Raw genomic sequence first — 24446 nt, 5'->3', positions numbered from 1 at the left:
TCCATTTTCGTTCCAAGCGGAAAAGCTTATCACAGTAGGCTCGTCCGACAGCCCCTCCGGAACCGGAAATCTCTTTTTTCCCGGAATCCAACGGAATTGCTTCAAGATAATATCGCCTCAAGTGGCTGTAACAAAGGCATCGGGTAATCCCTTCTACTTTTTCATAGCCAGCGTAAGCATCACTTACATGAAATCCGCGGAATCCTTCGAGAAATTTCTTGGCGTGGTCACCCGACCGAGTTCGGGTGTATTCATAAAGTATGACGGGCGGCCCTTCACAGCTTCCGCTGCGATGGATCCAGATATATGATTTACTTGAAGCTTTCTTTCCGAGCTCATGGTTGACCTGCCAAGTAGTCTCATCACTCATGATGATGCCGCATTTCAACAACTGACAATGCATCCGGTCATACAGCGGTTTCAGCCAATATTCTGCGAAGCGTATGACCCAGTTAGCCATGGTATCTCTTTTTAGAGCTGCTCCCATCCTCAAAAAATCTCGTTCCTGCCGGTATAGAGGTACCGAAAGCATATATTTTTGATACATGATCCAGGCTACAATGGAAGATGAGGCGAAGGAGTGCTTAAGTACCGGTGCCGGTACGGGTGCGCTGTATATTGCATCATAGGGATTATCCAGGCTCTTCCCGCATTCTACACATTTATAGACATATTGGACATAGTCTTTCATGACAAGTTTTGCGGGGATATACTCCATTTCAGATCGTACTTTTTTCTTTCCAATAACTTTCAGTTCACTGCCACAGATCCCACATTCAGCTTCATCAGTCCAGCTAGCGCAGTTGGTTTGAAATCACTGGGGACAGTTACCTGCATGCTTTTGAAGAAGATTTGGAATTCAGAGGCTGATGCGGAATGCTGTCTATTTGCATCATTATTTGAAACGATGGAGGAGATGTCGGCAAACGTGATTTCTTCGTCTGTTTTTTGCTTTTTACTCACCCGCCGCTTCCAATAATTATACTGATACTTGCTCACACCATTCTTCTTACACCATTCCCCAATTGTCATTCTATTTTGTACCCGTTCTTTTATCCGCTGCTCCCAGAGCATCAGGTTTTGAGTGGTAGTTTTCAATTAATAACCTCCCATCTGATCACTTTCTCTAAGTGTATCAAATGGGAGGTTGGGTGACACGACGGTGTTTGTTCCATCGCTTACAGTTCATTAATCGCTTACAACCATAACAAAACCTCCTGGCTTCTAATATTCACTGTTGTTAACAGGATACCAAAAGACTGAAGGTTTTTTCGTGCGGCTATTTATCCCCCGCTTACATTTAGAAGAATACCCTCACATCACATTTATGATATGAGAGTATTCATATTTAGCCTCTTTTTTAAATTGTCCTTTACATAGGGTCCACTTTGCTATTTAAAGACGGAAGGCCCTTTTGCTTAGTTGTCAGAATTACTCCCTATTGTGTGGGACTTATCCTGTGAGAAGTAGCTATTAAGCTACTTCTCACCAGCATGTGTTAAATTACAGAGCTGCATAATCAGCAAGGGCATCTCTGATTGCTTCTGCGTCTGCATATCCGCCACCTATCATTGTGTATAAATAATCAGCAGCTTCAAGCGTAATTGCAGTGCTAATCCCTAAAGCATTGCGATTATTATTTACAGCTGTTTTCATATCAAATTTGTTAGTTGAAGCATTTACAACTATTACTGCAGCTGCTTCTTCAAGATCTGCAGTTGCTGCTTCAAGAACTTCAGTAGCATCCTCAATGTCAGCTGTTATTTCAGCTGTTATCGCATCTGTTACATCTGTGTAAACTGCGTCACCTACTGAACCACCTGCTGCTATATAAGCTGCTTGTGCATCTCCAGCTGCTTCTATTGCATCCGCAAGAGCATCCGATGCATCTGTCAGAGCTGCAGTTGCAGCATTAAGAAGTGCAGTTTTTGATAATATAGTAGCCGTCACTTCACCTGTTATTGCAGCTGTTACATCTGTGTAAACTATGTCACCTACTGCACCACCTGCTGCTATATAAGCTACTTGTGCATCTTCTGCTGATTCTATTGCTGCTTCTAAAGCTACTGCTTCTGCATCTACAGGATCTCCGATAAGGAAGAACTTAACATAGTTAGCATTTTTAGTGTCCCTAACAATAGTTACATTGTTCTCGCCACGAAGATCTGATAATGTCTCTTTACTGATGTCACTGGTATCTGTTACATCAAGTACCAGACCATTGTCAGCCAGTTTGAATGTTTCAGACTTACCTTGGAATTTAACTGATTTGTTTCCAACATCAACACTACTAACAGTCAGTCCTGAAGTTACACGAGCAGTGAACTGAGTAAAGTCGTCATCAGGTTCCTCAGTGGTTTTAGTTGCAGTGACGAAGCCTACTACCAAATCATCATTATCTTCGTCAAAAACTAGCATAACTGTATCGCCCTTGTCAAGATCACTACTGTTTTCAAATCCATCAACATCATCTACTGCATAGGTTTTCTCTTCTCCACCAGCATATACAGTAATACTGCGTACTTCTTTATCTGTATTACGAAGTATTTTAGTAACTACAGCTTCATCATAAGTTACCGCTGAATTGTCTGTTTTACTGTACCAAACAGCTTCTACTTCATTATCCTCATTAAGAACAAAATATCCTTCTTCGATTTCTGCGGTTTCAAAGTCTCCAAAGGTCACTACTTCAATATCATCTGCATCTGCATTAACACCGCCGTCAGTTGCATCAAACATAAGTGTAGATGAAGTCATCTTATGACCGTCAAGATACTTATCACCATCTTCAAGACCTGCAGCATCACTATCTCCTGCCACTTCAGTATTGCTAAAGAATTCTAGCTCTTCGATATTACCATTATCATCCAGGTGTAGCTTGACTAAACTTCCGGCGTCAGCGTGGTCTTCAAAAGAGATAAATAGAGTGTCATCGGTGTCGGCATTATTTGTTAGGATAATACCCTCTTCACCGTCATAGTCATCCTCACCTACTAGTACTAGGTCTGCCGACCATTTACTAGGACTGTCGTTATCGATATCTTTTTCTTCGCCATCTAGAGTGATTGTATCAAGACTGTCTAAATTAATATCAAAGGAGAGCTCCTCCTCGTCTTGAGTTAACACTTCAATCTCTATTTTGTCTTTAGATGTATGATAACCCACGATATCCTCAGTTAAAACTGCAATCTTATTATTGCTTTCAACAAAACCAGTGTCTCCAGCGATATAGATCAGGTTACCAGCATAGTCGCCGTAAAGTGTCACGTCACCAGCAGCTTGAAGTTCCTCTGCTGCATCATCGTCAACATCAGCAACGTCACCGTCTTCATCAATGTAGATTGCTTGATAAGAATAATCGAATTCCTCTGCATCATCACCGTAATCAAATGCATAAATCTCACCGTCTACTTCAATTGAGTCAGAATAGACTTCCTCAATCTCGCCAGATGCCATTTTGTTATTCAGAACTTCAGCATAACCGTCTTCATCATCTGCGTCTTCGCTGAAGAATAACAAATCGCCTTCCTCGAGATCTGCAAGATCAATTACTTTTCCATCTTTTACGATAGTAGCATCTTCAGCATCAAACGAACCGCTTGAAGCACCATCTACACCAATAACTTCGTCATCATCGACAGACTCAACAATTAAGAAATCTTTTAAAGCATAAGCACTAACGAATTCGATGTCCCCTGAAGTGTCAAAGCCTACTTTAGCAAAGTTGTACTTCTTATCAACATAGTCATCCATGTCGTCAATGTCTACTTCTTCACCATCTACATAGAAAGTGAATTTCGCTTTGTTAGTTTCCGTGTGTTCTGCGTCAGAGATATCATACTTCTTGTCTTCTCCAAGAAGTTTGATTTCATCTTCATCAGTCACTTCAATAGCATCATATTTTGCTGTTGTACTTAAAATTTTGTAACTTACTAATTCGTTATCACCGTTGTACCAAACCTGTACAAGTTCACCCAGTGCACCTTGATAATCAAACTTAAGGCTCTCAGGCACTTCAAGAGTTACCTCTTCACCCTTTTTAGTATCAGCCTTAACAACTATCTCTTTATCGCCTACGTTGATATCCTGCACGCGAACTTTAAGGGAATATGGACGATTGAAAGTAGCTGTCAGAATTGTTCCATTAGCATTTACTGTAACAACATAATCTTGAAGATATTCAAGTACTATATCAGCATCATCTGCTGCGTACAATTCAACAGTTGCTGTTAAATTGTTAGAAGACATTTGCACTGATTTAACACCAAAACGAGCTAAGGTATCAGCGTTTTTAACTGTAATATCTGAGGTTCGAAGTCCAGATACAGGTTTGCTGAAGACAATTTCCAGGTACTTATTTGAGGCGTCAAGTGCACTTACCGAGACAATTTGCAACACATTCGAGTCAGGTGTAACTTGACCTTTAGCAACGCCATCACGTACTGCTTCAGGAACAACAAACTCGCCACCAAGAGCAGTTACTACAGTATTAGCAGATGCTTTACTGAATGTGAAGGCTGCAACAGCAGGAACTGTTTTTCCGTCTGTGAGTACGATAGGTGATTTGGTTTGAGCTGCAAGTGGAGCACCTGCGAGAGCATCAATACCGGTTACGCCGTTAGCAACATAGACATTGTCAAATGCAAGAGCAGCAGCAAAGTCTTGGATAACTTGGTTGTTGGTGTCATAAGCAGTCATACCAGCGTGACGAGTTGCGCTTGGAAGTCCAGCTTTTACTGCATCACTGATGACGCCTGTTCCACCAATAACATCACTGGCTGCGACACCAGCACTTGCTAAGTAGGTAGCTACACTGGCAGGAAGAGCATCTCTGTCAGTTAAGAGGATTGGTTGGTTAGCAGCAGAAGCTACTGCAGCAATGGAGAGTGCGTCTACAACAGTGTTGGCGACTGCAACTTTGGTTACGCCTGTCATTTTCTTAGCGATATTGACGGATGTTTCAGCACGGTCATATCCACCAAGATTAACAACTTCAATACCCATAGCTTTTAACTCATCAATAACACCTTGTTTAATAACAGCAGTTCCGCTAGTTACATAAACAGTTTTAACTTCGAGTTTAGTAAGTTCAGCTTTAGTAGCCGCATCGAGTGTAGTGCCGGCTCCGGTTAATAGGATAGGAGCTTTCAAGGAAGCTGCGAGTGGGCCAGCGGTCAATGCATCAACCATACCATAGGAAGTTGAGGATGCAAGGATTGCTGCACCTGTGTAGCCGGTTTGTTCAGCGATTTGTACAGCGGTTTGTTCAGCAGTTACACCCGCGATACGAGTTGGAACTGTTGAAGCAGCGAAAACGTTAAAAGGAATCATGCTTAACGACATACCTGCGATAGCTAAGGAAGCTAAGGCTTTTTTAGTTTTCTTCATGTAGTGAATTTCTCCTCTCGTAATTGGATCTCTTTCTTTTTTTGGGAAATAAACCATCTCTTTTTTACCAGGACGTCTTTTAGTCGCCCCTCACCCCCTTAAAATGTGTAGCACAATCTTTAGACATTGCGCAATATCTAAAAGCATTCCACAGAATAAGCGGGAGCGTCCCCCCAAAGGATGACGGTGTTCATCCCTCCTGTGGCGTACCATTTAGAACGCATGGGAAATGAAGAAACCACAAAAAGGTCTATATTAGCTATATATATTCTTCATCATAGCCAATATTCCTGCTTGCTGTCCGATTTTTTTTGTAGAGAGTTGGCGCTATGCCTTATATCCCCTCGGACAAATTTCAGTTTCCAATGTTACTCGTCTTAGTTTACACTAAAACCAACTAGTTTTCCACCATTAGTCAAAAAATATACTTGCTTTTAATGGAATAAATAGAGTATAGCATATAATTCGACTCTAAATGTGGACTTTTTGTGGAGTTTCTACAAATTATTTGTTTGACCTTCTTAGTACTAAACAAATTTAACATGCTTTGCCTTAAGAATCAATCCCATATTTTAGGGCATACTAAAGCGTTATTCCTAATATCCTCTGAAGCTTAGAATTCCTCGATATATTCCTTGCGCAGCCGTTTTTTGAAACTCTGGTGAGCTTAGAAGATTTTCTTCGCTTGGATTAGATAAAAAACCGAGTTCTATTAAGACTGCAGGCATTTTTGTGTTCTTAACTACATAAAAAGGTGAGTTCTTAACTCCACGGTTGGTCAAGCCAATTGATTTGACCAGTTCACCCTGAATGTTCTCTGCCAGGGACATGGATTGATCGGCCACTGGATTTAGTGAACTGTAATAGGTCGTCGTCCCCGAGGCAGCAGGGTTGCTAAACGAATCGTTATGCAGGCTAACAAATAAATCTGCATTCAGATCGTTGGCGATTTTAGTTCTCGCCTCAAGGTCTGCCCGTTCTGAATAAGCTCCCTCAGCCGGCGAAATGTCCGTGCTTCTTGTTAAGACAACGTGTGCACCCGCTGAACGCAGCACTGCTGCGAGATTAAGCCCAACTGGCAAAGTGTTGTTTTTCTCATACGATCCTGACGCTCCGGCAGCACCCGGATCAGGTCCGCCATGCCCTGGGTCAACAACAATCGTCAGGCCGGCCAAGAGGTAGGAAGGTTGTTCGGTACCCTCTAGCATACCCTTGACTTTATTTGTGATTACAGCTGTTCCTCCTATGATTATGACTTGGAGGGGGCTTTCTGCAGGTCTGGACAAAACCGAATAGGTGGGTCCCGGTAAACTAGTCGTTTGGGTCATGACAATGCCTGCACGCTGTTTGGCAGCCAGTCCCCCTGCGGCGAGAGCATCCGGAAAGTTTTCGCCGGTTACCAAGTACGCAGTTTGAGAAGACAATGTATCCCTGGCAAACTCATAGATTTCTGCCGCAGTTTCATATCTGTCATTCCCGAAAATCCGTTCGACATTTTTTAAACCGCTCAATGTGGCAGAAGATACTACGGCTTCCCCGCCAACGACAATCGTATGCAAATCCCCTTCATCCTGAAGGCTGTTGAGTGCTTGCTGAGTGGAACCAGGCATTTGCTTTGATTTTGTCAGTAGAATCGGAATCTCCTTCACACCCGCATAGGCTGATATTGAGAGCGCATCGGGAAACTGTTCTCCGCTTGCCAAGATAACTTCTCCCTTAGACCCAACTCGTTCGGCAACTTTCTGAGCTGTTTCATATTGATCATACCCATAAATTCGTTCGGGTTGGTCTAAACCTGCCTCGATGATATCTTGCTCAACCTTTTCGCTTAAGGCTACGGTTCCTCCTAATAGAATCACTTTCTCCGCACCCAGACGTTTAATTTCTTCCATAACCTTTGCATCGACTCCCCCGGATGGGGTTAACAGAATAGGTGCATCCAGCTGATGAGAAAGTGGTGCCGCTACTAAAGCATCGGGGAAATTATCGCAATTGGCCAGTAAGACAGTCTCTGCCTCTTCCCACCCATATTTAGAGACGGTAATGGCTGTGTCTATCTGACGCACCCCATAAATTCTCGACGTTTCTAAGGCTAATGGAGTGGCGTAGACCGGATTCTGAAACCCTGCCAGAAATCCCAAGCCTAGTACCAACATCCCCAAAAATCTCCATTTCAACTTTGCCACTTCACCACTCCTCGTTAGTAGAATCTAAAACCTATTGACTAATTTCAACAAAACACCCTCTGTTCCTGCCAAACTTTCGTCCTAATTCGAGATTAAATTACTGAACCCAGGTTTGCACCGTTTGAACTACATTTTCCGGCAAGGCGAAGACTCCTCCCAATGCCTCTGTCTGATATCCCTGCCAAGACTTTAATAGGAAAGAAAGACTTGGCGGAATGTCCATCTGTGTGGGAACTAAGACGACTCTCGATCCATAGAAGGCTGCCCTTACTGCTCCTGTTAAGGCATCCGGGTAGTTTTCACCGGTAGCTATTTCCAGTCTGGAGGTTGTCGGCGGATAGGCTTGTAAGACAGCGGCTGCGGTATCATAGGCTGTCATTCCGCTGATTCGGCTGGGTAGAGGCAGTTGGTCCATAACTGCAGACCCGACCACCGCCGTTCCTCCAATCACCAGTGATTCGGTAACTCTCAGCTCCTGTAAAGCGATTTCAGTCTCCGCAGATAAAGTCTGAGGCTGTGTCAGTAGGATCGGTATCCCCTGCCTGGCTGCCCATGATGAGATGACCAGCGCGTCTTGAAAATAACGTACACTGGCTATGACAGCCCTGCCCTGGGTACCCAATTCTAAGGCAATCGCTCGAGCGGTTCCTTCTGCGGTATAACCGAAGAGACGTTTTACTTCGTAGGTTTTTTGAAGTTCTTTTGCGATTTGATCCGACAAAGCTGCTGTGCCCCCCAAAAGATACACTGTCTTCGGAGCCAGTCGCTGTATCTCCCCTCGAACCTCTTCTGAAAGTCCCGAGCTTGAGGAGAGGAGGATTGGGGCTTGCAGTTTATAGGCTAGTGGTGCTCCGGCCAAAGCATCCGGGAATTGATTGACTTGGGCTATGATGACTGTATCTGCGCCGGTTGTAAAGGTCTCCTTGGAAATCTGCACTGCCGTTCCTTCCGCCGTCGCTCCTGCGAAGCGCCGGCTCTGCTGTCCGCTATCCTGAACTGTTCCGAAGGCATAGACCCCCGGCATGTAGAGGCCGAATCCAGCTTCCCCATTGCTGATTTCCCCGCCTAAAGAGATCCAGTGCAAGCCGTTCCATCGATATAGATTTCCTCCGAAGTCTCCCTTTAGGTTGGGATCTCTCCATTTCAGAGAGAGCATCTTCTGAGGTGGGGTACCTCCCCAGTTAACTTGGAAGGCTGGGGTCAAAAAGGCCGCGCCATTTGGCAAGTCAGCAGGAGGGAACACCGCATTTAGGGTTACGTTCACCGTTTGGTCAAAGGCTTGGGATGGAATGGTTAAATCGACTTGGGTTGAGCCTTCAGCCGCTTCGATAATTCCCCCTAAGGGATTAATGACCGCCGGAGAAGTCCGTGGATCGAGGGTTTGATTCGTAAGATTTAAGGCAAGCCCCACATCCACCAGTCCATACCCATACCGACTATCTCGCCCCGGAGTGCCTAAATCTTCTGTTCCCTGCTCAAGAGCCTGAACTACTTGATCTCTGGACCATTCGGGGTGTTGGCTCCAGATCAAAGCCGCTTCCCCTGAGACAAAGGGAGTGGCGACAGACGTCCCGCTGGCGTAGGTGTAACCGGATCCCTCCCCTCGATTCCATCCATCAGTCGGGATGAAATCTCCCGGTGCAGCTAGATCCACTTCTGAACCTGTCGCTGAGTAGCTTGTCACCTTACCCGCTTTATCCGTGGCGGTGATGGCTAGGACACGAGGGTCAGAGGCGGGGTAGCTCACTCCCGGGTTTCTTTGAGATTCCGGGTCATAGTTTCCGCTAGCCGCGATTAACAAACACCCTTTATTATGGGCATAAGTCACAGCCTGTTTTAAAATATCCGAGGAGACGGACCCATTTTCTGAGCCCAGGCTTAGATTAATAATCTTTGCTCCGTGATCTGCAGCCCAGATAATTCCGTCGGCTATGGCATCGTCATACCCTACTCCTGTAGCGCCAATGGCCTTGATAGGCATAATCTTGGCTTGATAGGCAACTCCGACAATCCCCTCATCATTGCGTTCAGCGGCGGCAATTCCTGCTACTTGAGTGCCATGACCATTATTATCCCGATTGGCTCCACCTGCTTCGCTGCCCGTAATTGAATTGTATCCCGGGACTAAATTAGCCATCAAATCCGGATGCTCCAGAGCAATACCTGTATCGATGATAGCTATGGTCACTCCCTGTCCGGTTGCTCCCATCTCCCAGGCTCCCGGTACCTCCCTGGTGATCAGTGACCATTGTTTCAAAAAAAGCGGGTCATTGGGGGGGGATGTTGTTTCCGGTATGCTTTGGATTGTCCGTGAATAGTTTTCTTCAGCGCCTGTGACTCCCGGAGTACTCTGTAATACCTCTATGATTTCTTGTATATTGACATTCTCCTGAAACTCTAAGGTAGCAAAGTTTAAGGGGCCATAGCGTACAATCTTGGCATCAAAACTTTTGGCTATCAGATCGAGGTTTGTCCCTGGGGTTAAAGAGAGGACGACTTGGTTCAGATCTATTTGACTTATTTCTCTTTGATAGTTGTCAGGGGTCTCAGCTAACGCAGGGATCGGAGAAACCCCTGCGTTCAGAAGCATTACTCCTGCAATCCCTAAAGACAGCAGCGTAGATTTAGTTCGATAGAACCAGCTCTTGGGCATCTCTTCCACGCCTTTCTTTGCCAAAAAAATGTCTGTACATTACCGGAAATACTTCTAAAGTTAGATCGCTATAGATTTATTCGACAAATTATTCAGCATTCCTTTCCTTAACTTGATTTCCGTTACTGTTATAATTTGGACGATGCAAAATCTCTCTTACTGGAAGGAATTTGCCATTATTAAAAGAATAATAAGGCTTTAGAGTCTTTTAGTGACTTCTTTTCATTCAAATTTAGAGCGCTACCACTTCAATCTCTAAAGATGCTTCCGCACATCAGCAATCAATAAAGAAAGAGGTTAGGTTATTAATGAACTTTATCACAAAAAAGCTTATCTACAAAAAATTCTTAAGTATTTTCTTTAGTTTAATGGTTCTGCTAAGTCTTGCACCTGTTCTCCCATTTCAGGTTCAAGCTGCCCCGACGGAATCCGTCACTGATCGCATCTACGGGAATACACTGTATGACACGGCTGTCGAGATATCTAAGGAAGGTTGGGATTATGCCAATGTCGCCGTCCTGGCAACCGGAGGAAATTTTCCGGATGCTTTGACCGGAACCGTCCTCGCTCATAAGGTCAATGGGCCCTTGCTGCTGACCGAGTCGAATCGTTTAAGTCCCGTAGTAGCCGAAGAACTCAAACGCCTCGGTACAAAAGAAGTTTATCTTCTTGGGGGAACGGTCGCTTTGAGTGCCGGAATTGAAGAGTCTCTTAAAGAGTTGGGAATTCAGCCCAGGCGTCTTTCAGGGTGGGATCAGTACGGAACGGCTGCGGAGATTGCCCGTGTGGCAACTCCCAGTTCCAGTCAGGCCTTTCTGGTGAATGGGGAGCTTTTCCCAGATGCTTTAAGTATCTCTTCTTATGCTGCTGCTCAAGGAATTCCTGTCCTGCTCACGCGTTCAGATTCATTGCCGGCGGAGACAGCTAAGGTCCTAGCTGAACTGGGGGTTTCCGAGGTGACGTTAGTCGGCGGTACGGCTGTCATTAAAGAAAGCATCGAGGAACAGCTGAGCAAGCTCCCTCAATCTGTCAAAGTTACTGCCCGTTACGCCGGGTATGATCAGTACGAAACAAACACCGCAGTCTTAAATGAGTTATCCTTCGACACTTCCAAAGTCTATGTTGCAACAGGGCAAAATTTCCCGGATGCCTTAGCCGGGGCAGCACTGGCCGGGAAGAGCAATACGCCGATTTTATTAATTCCCAGTACCCAGTTAGGGGACTCGACAACCGGTTATCTTAATCAAAGACGGGCTTCCGGCTCAGCCTTTACGATTTTCGGGGGGTGGGGTGTTATCAGTTACAATATGGAGAGCATGATTCGTACCGGTGCTGTCCAATCGCGGGTTTCCCTTCAATATACTCAAGGCGGTTATGGCGGCACGAACGGAATGCTCAATCAGGTCAAATCAATTCCTTCCCCTGCCACAGATTATGCCGATATCATTGCTCCAAGCTGGTATTACCTGGATGATACCGCCGATGGAAATGTCGTTGGCGGGTGGGATGCAACCCCTAATGATTACAAACAGTTTACTTCCTTCGTTCAAGCACGTAATTTGAAAGTACTTCCTGTTATTCAGTCATCCTGGAACACTCCTAAGACAGTTGACACCGTCATGGCTTCAGAAACTGCCCGGGCTAAACTGATCGGCCAAATTATGGATCGAATGAATAGTGTCAATGCTGACGGGATCGTCATTGATTTCGAATTTATGAGTAATGAGACCGGCCCTAATCTAACTCAGTTCATGAAAGAGCTTTACGCCCAGCTTCACCCCTTAAACAAGTTAGTGATTCAAGCCGTCATGCCCCGCACAGGTGCTGAAGTCTGGCTCGAAGAGTTTAACTACCCGGCTCTTGCACAATATGTCGATTATTTGCACATTATGACCTATGACTACAGTCACGGGGCCCCCGGGCCCATCGCCCCGCTGGATTGGAGCAGCAAGGTTATGAAATATACCCAAGATCAAGGAGTCGACATGCGTAAAGTTCTCCTTGGGATTCCCTACTATGGAGTAGACTGGACCGCTACTGGCAACACCTCCGCTCCCTACAGCCGTGTCTCCCGTGGGCTGCACACCCTTTATGGAGCAACTGCTGATAAAGACTTGAGCGGAGTGACAGAACTGATAGCACAGTATAAGAGCACGGTCCAAAAAGATGCCTCACAGATCCCGTATTTTAGTTACACAGATGCTGCCGGAGCTTCACACACGGTTTACTATGACGATTCCCAAAGTTGGAATGCCAAAATGGAGTTGCTTAGTCAATACGGACTGGGCGGAGTTGGAGCATGGTCCCTTTACTGGACAATCAACCCGCAAAGTGCTGGTACAATCTTTCCAGTCTTGAAACAACATCTGCGCTGATGCAGGGAATGCCTGTAAAGCGGGGAAGCTTTGGCCCTTCTCCGCTTCTCTGCTTTCCTCTTTGATATGAGTAAAATAGTTAAGCCGTTTACTGACTTAGTACAGTGAACGGCTTTTTACATTATATACGGAGAGCGAAGCATCAACATTATCGACTGATTTCCACTTAAATACTGACCAATCTTTAACTTTAGGAATAATTTTTATGAAGAAATCTTAATATGGTTTTCATTAAATACTCATAATTACACCTTTATTCTATAATCTAAGGATTTTCACTTCATATATACAATGGTTATTTTGTCTTGATTCAAGAAGACTAACAGAATAGTAATTACAAGTAATAAATGGCAATATATCCAAAATGTTTGAAATGTATTTTTTTGTTTAATATGTTAATCTCTATTTGCAGGCGAAAAACATTAACAGCAAATTCGATTCTTTATTTTTTCGCTCTTATGCTGCTCTAAAATGTACCCACTGGGCTGAAAATACTTTTCAGGGAGGGACGCTTCCATAAAATCCAGTGGAATATTTTTAGATAATGCGCAATGTCTAAACATTTGACTATTAATTATTAGGGGGTGAGGGACGGATAATAAGCGTCTCTAGAAAGAACTGAGATAGTGTATAGTCAATTAAAAATTTGTTTCTAAATTGAGAGGAGAAATTTACTAGATGAAAAAGACAAAAAAAGCCTTAGCTTCTATAGCTATTGCAGGTATGACACTAAGCATGATTCCTTTTAACGTTTTCGCTGCTTCTACAGTTCCAACTCGTCTCGCGGGTGTAACTGCTGAACAAACCGCAGTTCAAATCGCTGAACAAACTGGCTACACAGGTGCTGCAATTCTTGCATCCTCAACTTCCTATGGTATGGTTGATGCATTAACCGCTGGCCCACTCGCTGCTTCTTTAAAAGCTCCTATCCTATTAACCGGAGCCGGCACTACACTCGATGCGGCTACTAAAGCTGAACTTACTAAACTCGAAGTTAAAACTGTTTATGTAACTAGCGGAACTGCTGTTATTAAACAAGGTGTTATTGATGAGTTAAAAGCTATGGGGATTGAAGTTATTGCCCTTGGCGGATTTGACCGTGCTGAAACATCTGTCAACATCGCTAAGAAAATGACAGGCGTTACCAAGGTTGCAGTTGCAAACGGCATACCTGATGCACTCTCCATTGCATCGATAGCTTCTGCCGCTAATCAACCAATCCTCTTAACCGACAAAGATGCACTTCCTGCTAGCGTAGCTGACTACTTAGCAAGTGCGGGCATCACAGCTAGTGATGTTATCGGTGGAACAGGCATTATCAGTGATGCTGTAGTAGCCGGACTTCCAGGTGCAACTCGTCACTTCGGAATGACCGCTTATGACACCAATAACCAAGTTATCCAGGACTTTGCTGCAGCCCTCCAATTTGACAATGTCTATGTCGCTAACGGCGAAACTGCTATTGATGCTCTTGCCGGTGCACCACTTGCAGCTCAAACCAAATCCGCTATCGTCCTTACAGATGGAAACACTGTTCCGGCAGCTGCTGCCTTCACCTTCAGTAAATCCTCTGCTGGCAGTATCGTTACTGCTCTCGGTGGTACAGCTGTTGTTCCTGAAAGTGTACGTGTTGGAGTTGCTGCAGGTGATGTTACAAGTGTACCCGGAGAGTTGGCCATTGTATCGGTAACTGCCCTTGACGATAGTAACCGTTTTATAGAAATTAATTTCAACAAAGCTGTAACTGGTCTTCAAACTTCAGACATCGTCGTTGAAAACGCCGACACGTTAGATCGTTATGGTATTAAAAACGTACAAATGTCTACTAATGGGCTAACTGCAACCGTTGAATTGTATGCAGCTGATGATGCTTCAGTAGTCCTTGAATATCTTCAAGATTATAATGTTACTGTAAAAGCTAATGGTACAATCCTAAAAACTACTTTCAACCGTGCATATTCCAAGAAAGTTCGCGTACAGGATATCAATGTCGGCGATGAGCAAATAGTTGTATATGACGACAAAACCGGTGACAAGCTTACACTGGAAATACCTGCTAACATTAATTTTGCCTATCAAGCTGCACTGGGTGAACTCGTACAAGTTTGGTATAATGGCGATAATGAATTAACTAACTATTCGATTGCAAGTTCAACTGCTAAGAATGATGCAATTGAAGTTACCAAAGTAAATCAAATCAAACTTCTTTCGGAAAACAAAAAGTATGATGTTTCTGAGGAAGACTACGCCAATACTAGTAATGAGAAATTCACTTTCTATTTAGATGGTGAAAAAGTAGACATTGCTGACCAACTTAATATGAAATTCAACTTTGCCAAAGTAGGCTTTGACAAATCGGGTGACATTGAGTTTGTTAGTGCATATACTTTGAAAAACGTCTTGATCGTTGATTCTATTGAGGGAAATGAAGTTATTGGAGTTGAAGGTTCTGCTTCAGCTGGTTCATTTGACGCCAAAGACGCAACTATTATAAAAGATGGAAACGTAATTTCCAAAACTGATCTCAAGCAAGGCGATTTGTTATTCTTTAACGATGATGCAGATGATAAGGATGGCTATGCAGAAGTTCTGAATAACGAAGCAGCGACTGGTGAGATCGACACAGTATATTCAGACTCAATTGAAGTGGGCGGAGAAATTTACGATTTCGATTATGACGCTGAAGTAGTAGCTGACTTTGATTATACGCAACAAGCAGTCTACATTGATGAAGACGGCGATGTAACCGATGTGGACTCTGATGCAGCCAAAGATCTTCAAGCCGCTGGGGAAGTAACACTTTATACCGACTATGCCGGAAACCTAATCTTTATCAGTGGAGACGTAGTCAATGTTGACAGTAATGAAAAAATCGCAGTCCTAACTGAGGATATCCTAGGTTACGCGACCGCTAGGGACAAAGTAGAGATTGAAGCATTGACACAAGATGGGGACGAGCTCTCCTTCGATATCGATCTTGAAAGTCTTGATACAATTACTGTCGATGGTATCGAACACGACATCGATAACGGCGGTTCAAAAGATTGGACTGCATCTTTAATCGCTGGTAATACAGGTATTAACCTCGATGAAAATGGTGGTTCAGGTTCCGTAGATATCATGTTCAATAACGAGGCTGACGCTGGAAGCCTGGTTAAGTTACACTTAGATGACGAGGGTAATCTTGAAGAACTGGACTTCTTTAGTGGCAATTCACATGCAATTGGCTACGGCACAATTACTGGTGCTAACATCCTTGAGGCCGGTGATACGTATCTTAGCGGCTACAAGTTGACATCAGGCACACTTCTGTTTAATGCAACTGACGACAGTGTTAATACTGATGCAGAGGATATCGCAGTATATACTTTCGGCGACTACAATGGTTCTAAAATCATTAACGGAAACTTCATCTATAATGCTGATCAAGAAGTAGTGGCTGTTTGGTACGATACTACAGATAGCTCAGATGTCACTTATGAAGAAGCTGTGGTTACTAAAGTTCTTCGTAATACAAAGCAAGAAGTAGTTAGCGTTACTGTTTATGCAGGCGGCGAATTACAAACATTTACAGCAGATAAAGTAACCGGATTTGAAGCCGGTACCAGTCTTGCAAAAGGCGATGTAGTAATCCTTGAACTTGATAAAGATAACAATACGGTGGTAAAAGGATTTGCTACAGCTGGTTCCGATATCACTAATGATGGCACTGATGAGTACGCTACACGTGTAAAACCTAGCTTGACTGTTGATAGCGTTGATGTTGGCAACAAAACAGTCACATTTACAAATGGTGATTCTTACAAGCTTGCAGAAGGCGGTTTAGTCCTTGATGGTAAAGATAACAATGATATCACGATTAAGTCGTTATCTGATCTTCGCGGCAAGACTAATGTAACTGTTGTTCTGGATGAAAAAACTGGATCGTTCGCTAAGTTCTTTGTTATTGAAAACTAAGTTTTCTTCTAGGGTCTGACCTTTATACAAAAGGTAATTCTCACAATTTAACAAAGGGGTCTCTCGTCTTTCATTAAAGGCGAGAGACTCTTTTCGTGATTAGTCCCTTCTACTGAAGCAACAATCCGTCGCTACTTGAGGACTTTATGCTCTAGTCGCAAAAGCTTCCAGACCTTTTGACCAAATCTATCTTTTAATTCACTTTATGTTGCGCAAAAATAATGTGCAATGTTAAACATTGATACCAGTAATAAGTGGGTAAGAAACCAATAAGCTTCATTTTAAAAAAAGCCGAGATAGCACCTTAAAATATAATTAAGTTTTAGAAATTGTGAGGAGAAATTCAACCATGGGAAAAGCAAAAAAAGCCTTAGCAACTTTAGCTATTGTTGGAATGGCACTCACATCAATCCCTCTTAATGCATTCGCTGACGGAACAATTCCAATTCGTTTAGCGGGTGTAACTGCTGAACAAACTGCAGCTGCTATTGCTGATCAAACAGGCTATACCGGCACAGCAATTCTTGCATCCTCAACCTCCTACGGTATGGTTGATGCTTTAAGCGCCGGACCGCTTGCTGCTTCCTTGAAAGCCCCTATCCTTTTGACCGGAGCCGGAAACACGCTAGATGCTGCTACTAAAGTTGAACTCCGCCAACTCGCGGTTAAAACCGTTTATGTAACCAGCGGAACGGCAGTTATTAAACAAGGAGCTCTCGATGAATTAAAAGTTATGGGCATTGAGGTTGTTGCCCTTGGTGGATTTGACCGTGCTGAAACCTCCGTCAACATCGCTAAGAAAATGACCGGAGTTACCAAGGTTGCCGTTGCTAACAGCATACCGGACGCACTTTCCATCGCTTCAATAGCTTCTGCCGCTAATCAACCAATCCTCTTAACTGACAAAGATGCGCTTCCTGCCAGCGTAGCCGCTTATTTAGCTGCTAACTCCGGCGTTACAGCAAGTGATATCATCGGCGGAACCGGCATCATCACTGATATAGTAAAAGCTGGATTTCCAAATGCTACTCGCCACGCCGGAATGACCGCTTATGACACCAATAGCCAAGTTATCCAAGACTTTGCCGCCGCCCTCCAATTTGGCAATGTCTTTGTCGCTAATGGCGCTACTGCCATTGATGCTCTCGCAGGTGCTCCACTGGCGGCTCAAACCAAATCTGCTATTGTGCTCACAGATGGAAACACTGTTCCTGCTGTTGCTGCTTTCACCTATTCCAAATCCTCTCCTTCCGGTGTCGTTACTGCTCTCGGCGGCACAGCAGTTGTTCCTGAAAGTGTCCGTGTTGGAGTTGCAACAGGTAATGTTTCAAATACACCCGGTACACCCGGAGAGTTGTACATCGAATCAATATGTGCACTTGACGACAGTAATCGTTTCATCGAAATCAACTTCAGCAAAGCTGTAACTGGACTTCAAGCTTCAGATATCGTCGTTAAAAACGCTGAAACCTTAGATCGTTATGGTGTTAGAAGCGTACAAATGTCTACGAATAGTCTAACCGCAACCCTTGAATTGTATGCTGCGGATAATGCTGAGAGAGTACTTGAATATGCTCGGGATTATATTTTTACCGTAAATGCTAATGGGACAATTTTAAACACTACTTTCAACCGTGCCTATTCCAATAAAGTCCGGGTCCAGGATATCAATGTAGGGGATAAAGAAATAATAGCTTATGACGATAAACTTGGTGACAAGTTTACTCTAAAAATACCTGATAACATTGAATTCGATTATCAAGCTGCACTGGGTGAACTCGTACAAGTTTGGTACAATGGCGATAATGAATTAACTAACTATACAATTACAAGTTCAACTGCCAAGAATGATGCAATTGAAGTTACTAACGCAAATCAAATCAAAGTTCTTTCCGAAAACAAAAGGTATGATGTTTCTAAGGATAACTACACGAATACCAGTCAAAAATTCGCTTTCTATTTAGATGGTGAGAAAGTAACCATTGCTGACCAACTTAATCAAAGCTTCAACTTTGCCAAAGTAGGCTTTAATAAATCTGGGGACATTGAGTTTATTAGTGCCTATACTTTGAAAGATGTCCTAGTAGTTGATTCTTTCGACGGAGATGAAGTTATTGGAGTCGGCGGTTCCGCCTCAGCTGGTTCATTTGACGCATCAGATGCGACTATTATAAAAAACGGAACGGTAATTGCTCTAGCTGATCTCAAGCAAGGAGATTTGTTATTCTTTAAGGCTGCCGCAGATGATAATGACGGCTATGCCGAAGTTCTGAATAACAAAGTAGCGACTGGTGAGATCGACACAGTATATTCAGACTCCATTGAAGTGAGTGGAGAAGTTTACAATTTCGATTATGACACTGATGTAGCAGCGGACTTCGATTATACGCAACAAGCAGTCTACATCGATAAAAACGGCGATATTACTGATGTAGACTCTGATGCAGCCAAAGACCTTCAAGCCGCTGGGGAAGTAGCGCTTTATACGGACTATGCTGGAAATTTAATCTTTATTAGGGGTAACGTAGCTAACCTTGACAGTCATGAGAAAATTGCAGTCCTGACTGAGGATATCCTAGGTTACACAACAGCTAGGGATAGAGTAGAGATTACAGCTTTGACACAAGACGGGGAAACACTCTCCTTCGATATCGACCTGGAAAGTCTTGATACCATTACTGTGGATGGTATCAAATACCACATCAAGAACCGTGCCTCAAAAGATTGGACAGCATCATTAAATGCTGAGGCAACCGGTATTATCCTGGAAGACAATACCGATACCGATAACAATAACGATACTGATGCTGAAGTAAGCATCATGTTCAATAAAGAAGCTGACGCCGGAAGCCTAGTCAAGTTACACTTGAATGACGAGGGCGATCTCCAAGAATTAGAATTCTTTAGTGGCAATGTAAATGAAATCGGCTACAGCACGATTTCTGCTGCTAACAGCCTTGAGGCTGGCGATAAGTATCTCAGTGGTTATAAGCTAACTGCAGATACACTTATGTTTGATGCAACCGTCGACAGTGTCGATACTGATGCAGATGATATCAAAGTCTCAACTTTCGGCAACTACAATGGTGCTGAAATCCTTAATGGTAACTTCATCTATAATGCTGATGATGAGGTAGTGGCTGTTTGGTACGATGCTACAGACAGCTCAGAAGTCATTTATGAAGAAGCTGTGGTAACTAAGGTTCTTCGTAACACTGATAAAGAAGTAGTTAGTGTTACCGTATTCGCAGCCGGTGAAGTGAAGACCTTTGCGGTAGATAAGGTTGCCGGATTTGAATCTGAGAGCGATCTTGCAAAAGGCGATGTAGTAATCCTTGAAATCGACAAAGATAATAACACGTTGGTAAAAGGATTTGCTACAGCGGACGCAGATATCACTAATGATAGTACTCCAGAGTACGCTAACCGTGTAACACTTGGCTTGACAGTTGAGAGCGTTGATGTTGGTAACAAAAAGGTCACCTTCACAAATGGTGTGTCTTACAGGCTTGCCGAAGACGGTCTAGTACTTGACGGTAAGGATAACAATGATATCACCATCAAATCCTTTTCTGATCTTCGCGGCAAGACTAATGTAACTATTGTTACGGACGAAAAATCTATAGGGTTTGTTAAGTTCTTCTTAATAGAACCTGCTTATTAAGTGGCAGAGGAACCGTCTCCTGTCCACTGTCTCCCTGTCCTGTCCTATTCTTTCCTGTACCCCCCGTGTCCTTCCAGAAAAAGACACACGGGGACGATTAAGCGCAGAGTCACAACAGTTAAGCCGTTCACTGAACATTTAAGTTACAGTGAACGGCTTTTAATTCTATATCTGTTTATATATCTGTGCTATTATTTTTGTAGATTTGGTGTTTACCCAAAGTATCATCGATAACGTTTAATGAATATCTCTTTTCATTCATCTTAAAAATCAAAAACTAAGCTTAATTTAATGACAAGGTCCGGGAAAATCGACACCTTGACATCACCTGTCTCAGTATATAATTCAGGCCTTCCATATCGGTTATGATCCTGCAATATAAATACACTCACAAGCTTCACGTCAGGCTCTACTATCCAATACTCTTTAACCCCAAATTTTTCATACATATTAAATTTCAAGAGCCTGTCAGTTCTTGCTGTAGAGGGAGATAGTATTTCAATTACCAAGTCAGGTATTCCCAAATAACCCGTTCCCTTTAACTGACTTTTATCGCAGACTATTGCTAAATCTGGTTGATAAACATTAGTAACATCTTCATCGTCTGTTTGCGAATCTGATAGTCGTACATCAAAGGGTGAAGCAAATACTTCACATGGTTTACCCAGCAGATAATTGGAAAATTGTCTGAGTAACTCCCTTGATATGCTCTGGTGTTCCCAAGACGGTGCCGACTGCATATGAGGTACTCCATCAATGATTTCCCATCGTTCATCATCTGGATATGTTAAGTAGTCTGCATACGTGTACTTCCTAACTTCTTTTGATAATGGCATACATCTTCCTCCTCGCCTTTATATTATACCAAATATTTCAAGTGATTTCATGTCATGGATTAAATATATCTCTATCTTTATAACCCATCACCGCATATTTCAAACCTTGGTCACCAATAAAGTATTTCTCCTTGGAAACCATATTTAGGGGTTATAACCCTTTAAACTATATAAGATCCATTTGTTTTTATGTTTTAATTAAACTTTAAAGATTTTCCCTTATTACCCATATTCCGGTTTAGAACTTTCGTGTCTCAATACCACTTTGGATGTTCTTTAAGATATAATTTTGCCGCCAACCATCTTCTTTCCTTAATACACTTGCTTAAAAATGCTCAAATTGTATAATGTTTTAGAATGGCTAATCTAGAGAATATGAGGTGGACATCTTGTTAGTTCTCCTGACAATTTTTAATTCAATGCTCATGGTAACGGGGCAAACTCTCTGGAAACTAGGGGCATCCGGAAAAGAGATACATAGCCTCGGTCAACTCCTGCGCATTTTCTTAAGTCCTTATGTAATTTCCGGCCTCGCAGTGTATGCGTTTGCTTCCGTCCTCTGGATTTATATTTTGAATAAAGGCGAGTTAAGCTATGTCTACCCAATTCAAAGTACAGCCTTTATATTTGCCCTTCTAATAGGTACAACGATTTTCAAAGAACAGCTCACGGCCTCAAAGGTCATCGGGGTTTTAGTGATTTGCCTGGGCGTAATTATTATCACTCGAAAGTAGGCATTAGAATGTGGACATCGATTAAATATCTGCCTGAGAATCTGTCAGAAACCATTGAAATGACGCGTGAATACTACGGAGATTCCTGGATTTCAGACTCAGACTTCCTGAAGTGGCAGTATGAAGCGAACCCTGCCGGGCCGGCCATGATTCGATTAGCTCGAGATGTTGAGACCGATCAGCTGGCAGGACAATATGTTGTAATCCCCATGCGTTTTAAAGGGTTTAATGAACATATTAACGGAACCCTCTCCTTAAATACCCTCACCCGTCAAATTTATGGAGGACAAGGGATTTTTACCGGATTAGCCAAGGCCGTCTATCAGAACTGCGCTGAGCAAGGGTCCCTCTTTTGCTATGGATTCCCTAATCCCAATTCCTATCCGGGATTCATCAGAAAATTAGGGTTTACAGACCTAGGAAGCATCCCCCTTTTGCTCCGCCCCTTAAACACAAAGGCTTTGGTCAAAAAAAAGCTGGGTTCTTTGCTTGCTTCTCTCTCCCTGCCTTTTCACTTCTATTATAAGGTGAAGGACCACTCAGATGAACGCTATGAGGTTTATCCGCTTACTCCCTCAAATCTCTCTGAAATGAATGCTTTCTGGGCTAAGGTACAGGACAAATACCCCATCATGGGAATTCGTGATGCTGACTATCTCCGCTGGAGGTATTTCGATATTCCCCTTCGTGACTATCAAGTCTACGGAGTTCGTCAGAAAAACAGCACTCAATTGCTGGGATATATTGTAGGACGATGCACAGAAGTAGCCGCCATGTCTTCCGGTATGATCGTTGACTTCCTGGTTGACTCAGATCATCCCGCCGCAGGAAACTGTCTCGTGAATACTCTTCTGCGCTTCTTTGTCGATAAGAACATGGATTTAGCCGGCTCCCTAATGATACCTCACACCGAAGAATCCCGCATCCTCAAAGGGAGTGGGTTCTTTACCTGCCCAAAATCCTTTGAACCTCAGCCCTTTCCGGTAATTTACCGGAGGCTTGGACCTTTAAAAGGGAATTACAAAGAAGGAGAAAAGGACTACGATCCTTTTCTCCGACTGAATCAATGGTTTTTGACTATGGGCGATTACGACGTTATTTAATGTCCATTTAGCTTCTGATTAGGGTTTGCTGATTTATCCAAAAGTCTAGATTTCGTACGGGTTTGCGGGTAGTTCTACTAATAATGTGCATGCAAAAACAGCCTTTGGCCTCAAAAACCGTCAGACCCGTCCGGGCTTGTCCGACAATCGACAGCGCTGTCGATTATTGGACAAGCCGAAGAGAAGACTCCCACCCTTGTCGGGATTGCCCAAAGTCTGATTTTCATTACAAGCAATCCAAATGATGATAGGATAGGATGAGGATGAGTATTGGTTTTGGCTAACAAAGTTTAATCTATGTAATTTAACTGCTTGTGCAGACGAAAGTTGAGTTAAGCAATGAAGAATATCTTAACCATTGATCTAGAGGAATGGTTTCACGCCAACTATCATGATGACGTTTTTGATAACCAAAAATCTTATAAGGTGCGCATTATCCAGAACACGGAACGTCTATTATCCCTCTTTGATGAAAACAATGCCCAGGCCACCTTCTTCGTCCTAGGCTATGTTGCCGAAAAACATCCCCAACTGATCCGGGATATTGCTGCTGCCGGACACGAAATTGCCTCCCATGGATATGCCCATCAACTTATTTACAAACAAACGCCCAGCGAATTTGAAGAGGACGTGAGCCAAGCTAAGCAACTCGTTGAAGATATTATCGGCACAAGTGTCAAAGGCTACCGAGCCCCTTCATGGTCTATTACTCCACAATCGCTTTGGGCCTGGGAGATCCTCCAAGACTTAGGCTTTGTGTATGATGCCAGTGTCTTCCCCATTGAAACCTATCTCTACGGCCTGCCCACCGCCCCACGCTTTCCCTATCACCCAAAATACAATGGGAAAATACTCAAGCTGCTTGAAGTCCCTTCCTCAACGGTACGATTGTTAAACAAGAATATTCCCTTTGCTGGGGGCTTTTACTTCCGAGCCCTTCCCTATCCTGTGATCTCCCAGTGCATCAAAACCGTCAACAAAGAGGGTCAACCCGCGATTGTCTACCTTCACCCCCGCGAAATCGACCCAGAGCAACCCCGCCTCACCCTCAGCGGCAAAGAAAGCCTCATTCATTATTACGGCATTAATGGATGCGAGCAAAAGCTGTTACGCGTTTTAAAGAAGTTCGAGTTTACCTCGATAGAAAAGTATTATAGGCTTTGACACTCCCCACAGATGAATCTGGAGTAAAATTTATTTATAATAAAAAAAATGAGATGGCAGGTTTTATTCCTACAATCTCGTTTCTTATTTTACTGCCTTTAGCCTTGCGATGTCACTCCAATTACTGGCTGTAATTAACTCAACATTTAATAGGTCTTTTCTAATGGATTTGAGATCTCCACTTATCTCCCCTATATTAAACGACATCTTATCGTGTTCTGCTTTATTTATCTCTGCCAAATGCTCTAAAGCCTTTAATATCTGCGTATTTTCTTTAATTTGGGTTCCTTGGTTATCTACCTTTTCTGATAGCGTAGTTATCTGTTTTCCCTGGCCATCTACTTTTTCCGATAACGTAGTGATTTGTTTTCCCTGGCCATCTACTT

At 43.3% G+C, this 24446-nt stretch carries 12 protein-coding genes and 1 pseudogene; 6 read left to right on the top strand and 7 right to left on the bottom strand.

Annotated features, from left to right (window positions below):
- The 5 genes and pseudogenes from tnpC to LJE72_RS17080 form a co-directional block, all read right to left on the bottom strand.
- A pseudogene (gene tnpC, locus LJE72_RS17100) lies at window positions 1-784 on the bottom strand (IS66 family transposase); the annotation flags it as partial.
- Complete coding sequence (tnpA, locus tag LJE72_RS17095) at window positions 751-1098, bottom strand: IS66 family insertion sequence element accessory protein TnpA (RefSeq protein ID WP_229249078.1); 348 nt, start codon at window positions 1096-1098, stop codon at window positions 751-753. The pseudogene tnpC and the gene tnpA, both read right to left, overlap by 34 nt.
- A gap of 405 nt (window positions 1099-1503) precedes the next feature.
- Window positions 1504-5388, bottom strand: a complete 3885-nt coding sequence (locus LJE72_RS17090; protein ID WP_229249077.1) for a cell wall-binding repeat-containing protein — start codon at window positions 5386-5388, stop codon at window positions 1504-1506.
- A 596-nt stretch (window positions 5389-5984) separates the two neighbouring features.
- On the bottom strand, window positions 5985-7574 hold the full coding sequence (locus LJE72_RS17085) for an N-acetylmuramoyl-L-alanine amidase (protein WP_229249076.1): 1590 nt from the start codon (window positions 7572-7574) through the stop codon (window positions 5985-5987).
- Between the two features lie 97 nt (window positions 7575-7671).
- Window positions 7672-10227 carry a S8 family serine peptidase gene (locus tag LJE72_RS17080; protein ID WP_229249075.1) on the bottom strand — a complete coding sequence of 852 codons (2556 nt, stop codon included), beginning with the start codon at window positions 10225-10227 and terminating at the stop codon, window positions 7672-7674.
- Between the two features lie 308 nt (window positions 10228-10535).
- Between LJE72_RS17080 and LJE72_RS17075 the strand changes: the two genes are divergently transcribed.
- The 3 genes from LJE72_RS17075 to LJE72_RS17065 all read left to right on the top strand — a co-directional run bounded on the left by LJE72_RS17075 (window position 10536) and on the right by LJE72_RS17065 (window position 20223).
- Window positions 10536-12602: a cell wall-binding repeat-containing protein gene (locus LJE72_RS17075; RefSeq protein ID WP_229249074.1), complete on the top strand. Its 2067-nt coding sequence runs from the start codon at window positions 10536-10538 to the stop codon at window positions 12600-12602.
- A gap of 678 nt (window positions 12603-13280) precedes the next feature.
- The gene (locus tag LJE72_RS17070; RefSeq protein ID WP_229249073.1) at window positions 13281-16559 is read left to right on the top strand and encodes a cell wall-binding repeat-containing protein; all 3279 of its coding nucleotides are present in this window, start codon (window positions 13281-13283) and stop codon (window positions 16557-16559) included.
- A 349-nt stretch (window positions 16560-16908) separates the two neighbouring features.
- Window positions 16909-20223 carry a cell wall-binding repeat-containing protein gene (locus LJE72_RS17065; protein ID WP_229249071.1) on the top strand — a complete coding sequence of 1105 codons (3315 nt, stop codon included), beginning with the start codon at window positions 16909-16911 and terminating at the stop codon, window positions 20221-20223.
- A 263-nt stretch (window positions 20224-20486) separates the two neighbouring features.
- Here LJE72_RS17065 and LJE72_RS17060 read toward each other — a convergent pair whose 3' ends face one another.
- Window positions 20487-21059, bottom strand: coding sequence for a Uma2 family endonuclease (locus LJE72_RS17060; protein ID WP_229249070.1), 573 nt, complete (start codon window positions 21057-21059; stop codon window positions 20487-20489).
- Window positions 21060-21439: 380 nt separating this feature from the next.
- Between LJE72_RS17060 and LJE72_RS17055 the strand changes: the two genes are divergently transcribed.
- The 3 genes from LJE72_RS17055 (at window position 21440) to LJE72_RS17045 (ending at window position 24060) form a co-directional block, all read left to right on the top strand.
- Window positions 21440-21793, top strand: coding sequence for an EamA family transporter (locus tag LJE72_RS17055; RefSeq protein ID WP_229249069.1), 354 nt, complete (start codon window positions 21440-21442; stop codon window positions 21791-21793).
- 8 nt (window positions 21794-21801) lie between these two features.
- Complete coding sequence (locus tag LJE72_RS17050; protein ID WP_229249067.1) at window positions 21802-22896, top strand: GNAT family N-acetyltransferase; 1095 nt, start codon at window positions 21802-21804, stop codon at window positions 22894-22896.
- A gap of 339 nt (window positions 22897-23235) precedes the next feature.
- Window positions 23236-24060, top strand: a complete 825-nt coding sequence (locus LJE72_RS17045) for an XrtA system polysaccharide deacetylase (RefSeq protein ID WP_229249066.1) — start codon at window positions 23236-23238, stop codon at window positions 24058-24060.
- Window positions 24061-24144: 84 nt separating this feature from the next.
- Here LJE72_RS17045 and LJE72_RS17040 read toward each other — a convergent pair.
- Window positions 24145-24446: hypothetical protein (locus LJE72_RS17040; protein ID WP_248286424.1), on the bottom strand; the 302-nt coding region annotated here is incomplete at its 5' end.

Origin of the sequence: Desulfosporosinus shakirovi, assembly GCF_020595055.1 — a bacterium.
Lineage (GTDB): Bacteria > Bacillota > Desulfitobacteriia > Desulfitobacteriales > Desulfitobacteriaceae > Desulfosporosinus > Desulfosporosinus shakirovi.
This window is presented reverse-complemented; position numbering and strand designations above follow the sequence as displayed.

Coding starts and splice junctions, on each gene's coding strand:
- LJE72_RS17090 (WP_229249077.1), bottom strand. CDS start 5,388: ATGAAGAAAACTAAAAAAGCCTTAGCTTCCTTAGCTATCGCAGGTATG.
- LJE72_RS17080 (WP_229249075.1), bottom strand. CDS start 10,227: ATGCCCAAGAGCTGGTTCTATCGAACTAAATCTACGCTGCTGTCTTTA.
- LJE72_RS17075 (WP_229249074.1), top strand. CDS start 10,536: ATGAACTTTATCACAAAAAAGCTTATCTACAAAAAATTCTTAAGTATT.
- LJE72_RS17070 (WP_229249073.1), top strand. CDS start 13,281: ATGAAAAAGACAAAAAAAGCCTTAGCTTCTATAGCTATTGCAGGTATG.
- LJE72_RS17065 (WP_229249071.1), top strand. CDS start 16,909: ATGGGAAAAGCAAAAAAAGCCTTAGCAACTTTAGCTATTGTTGGAATG.
- LJE72_RS17060 (WP_229249070.1), bottom strand. CDS start 21,059: ATGCCATTATCAAAAGAAGTTAGGAAGTACACGTATGCAGACTACTTA.
- LJE72_RS17050 (WP_229249067.1), top strand. CDS start 21,802: ATGTGGACATCGATTAAATATCTGCCTGAGAATCTGTCAGAAACCATT.
- LJE72_RS17045 (WP_229249066.1), top strand. CDS start 23,236: ATGAAGAATATCTTAACCATTGATCTAGAGGAATGGTTTCACGCCAAC.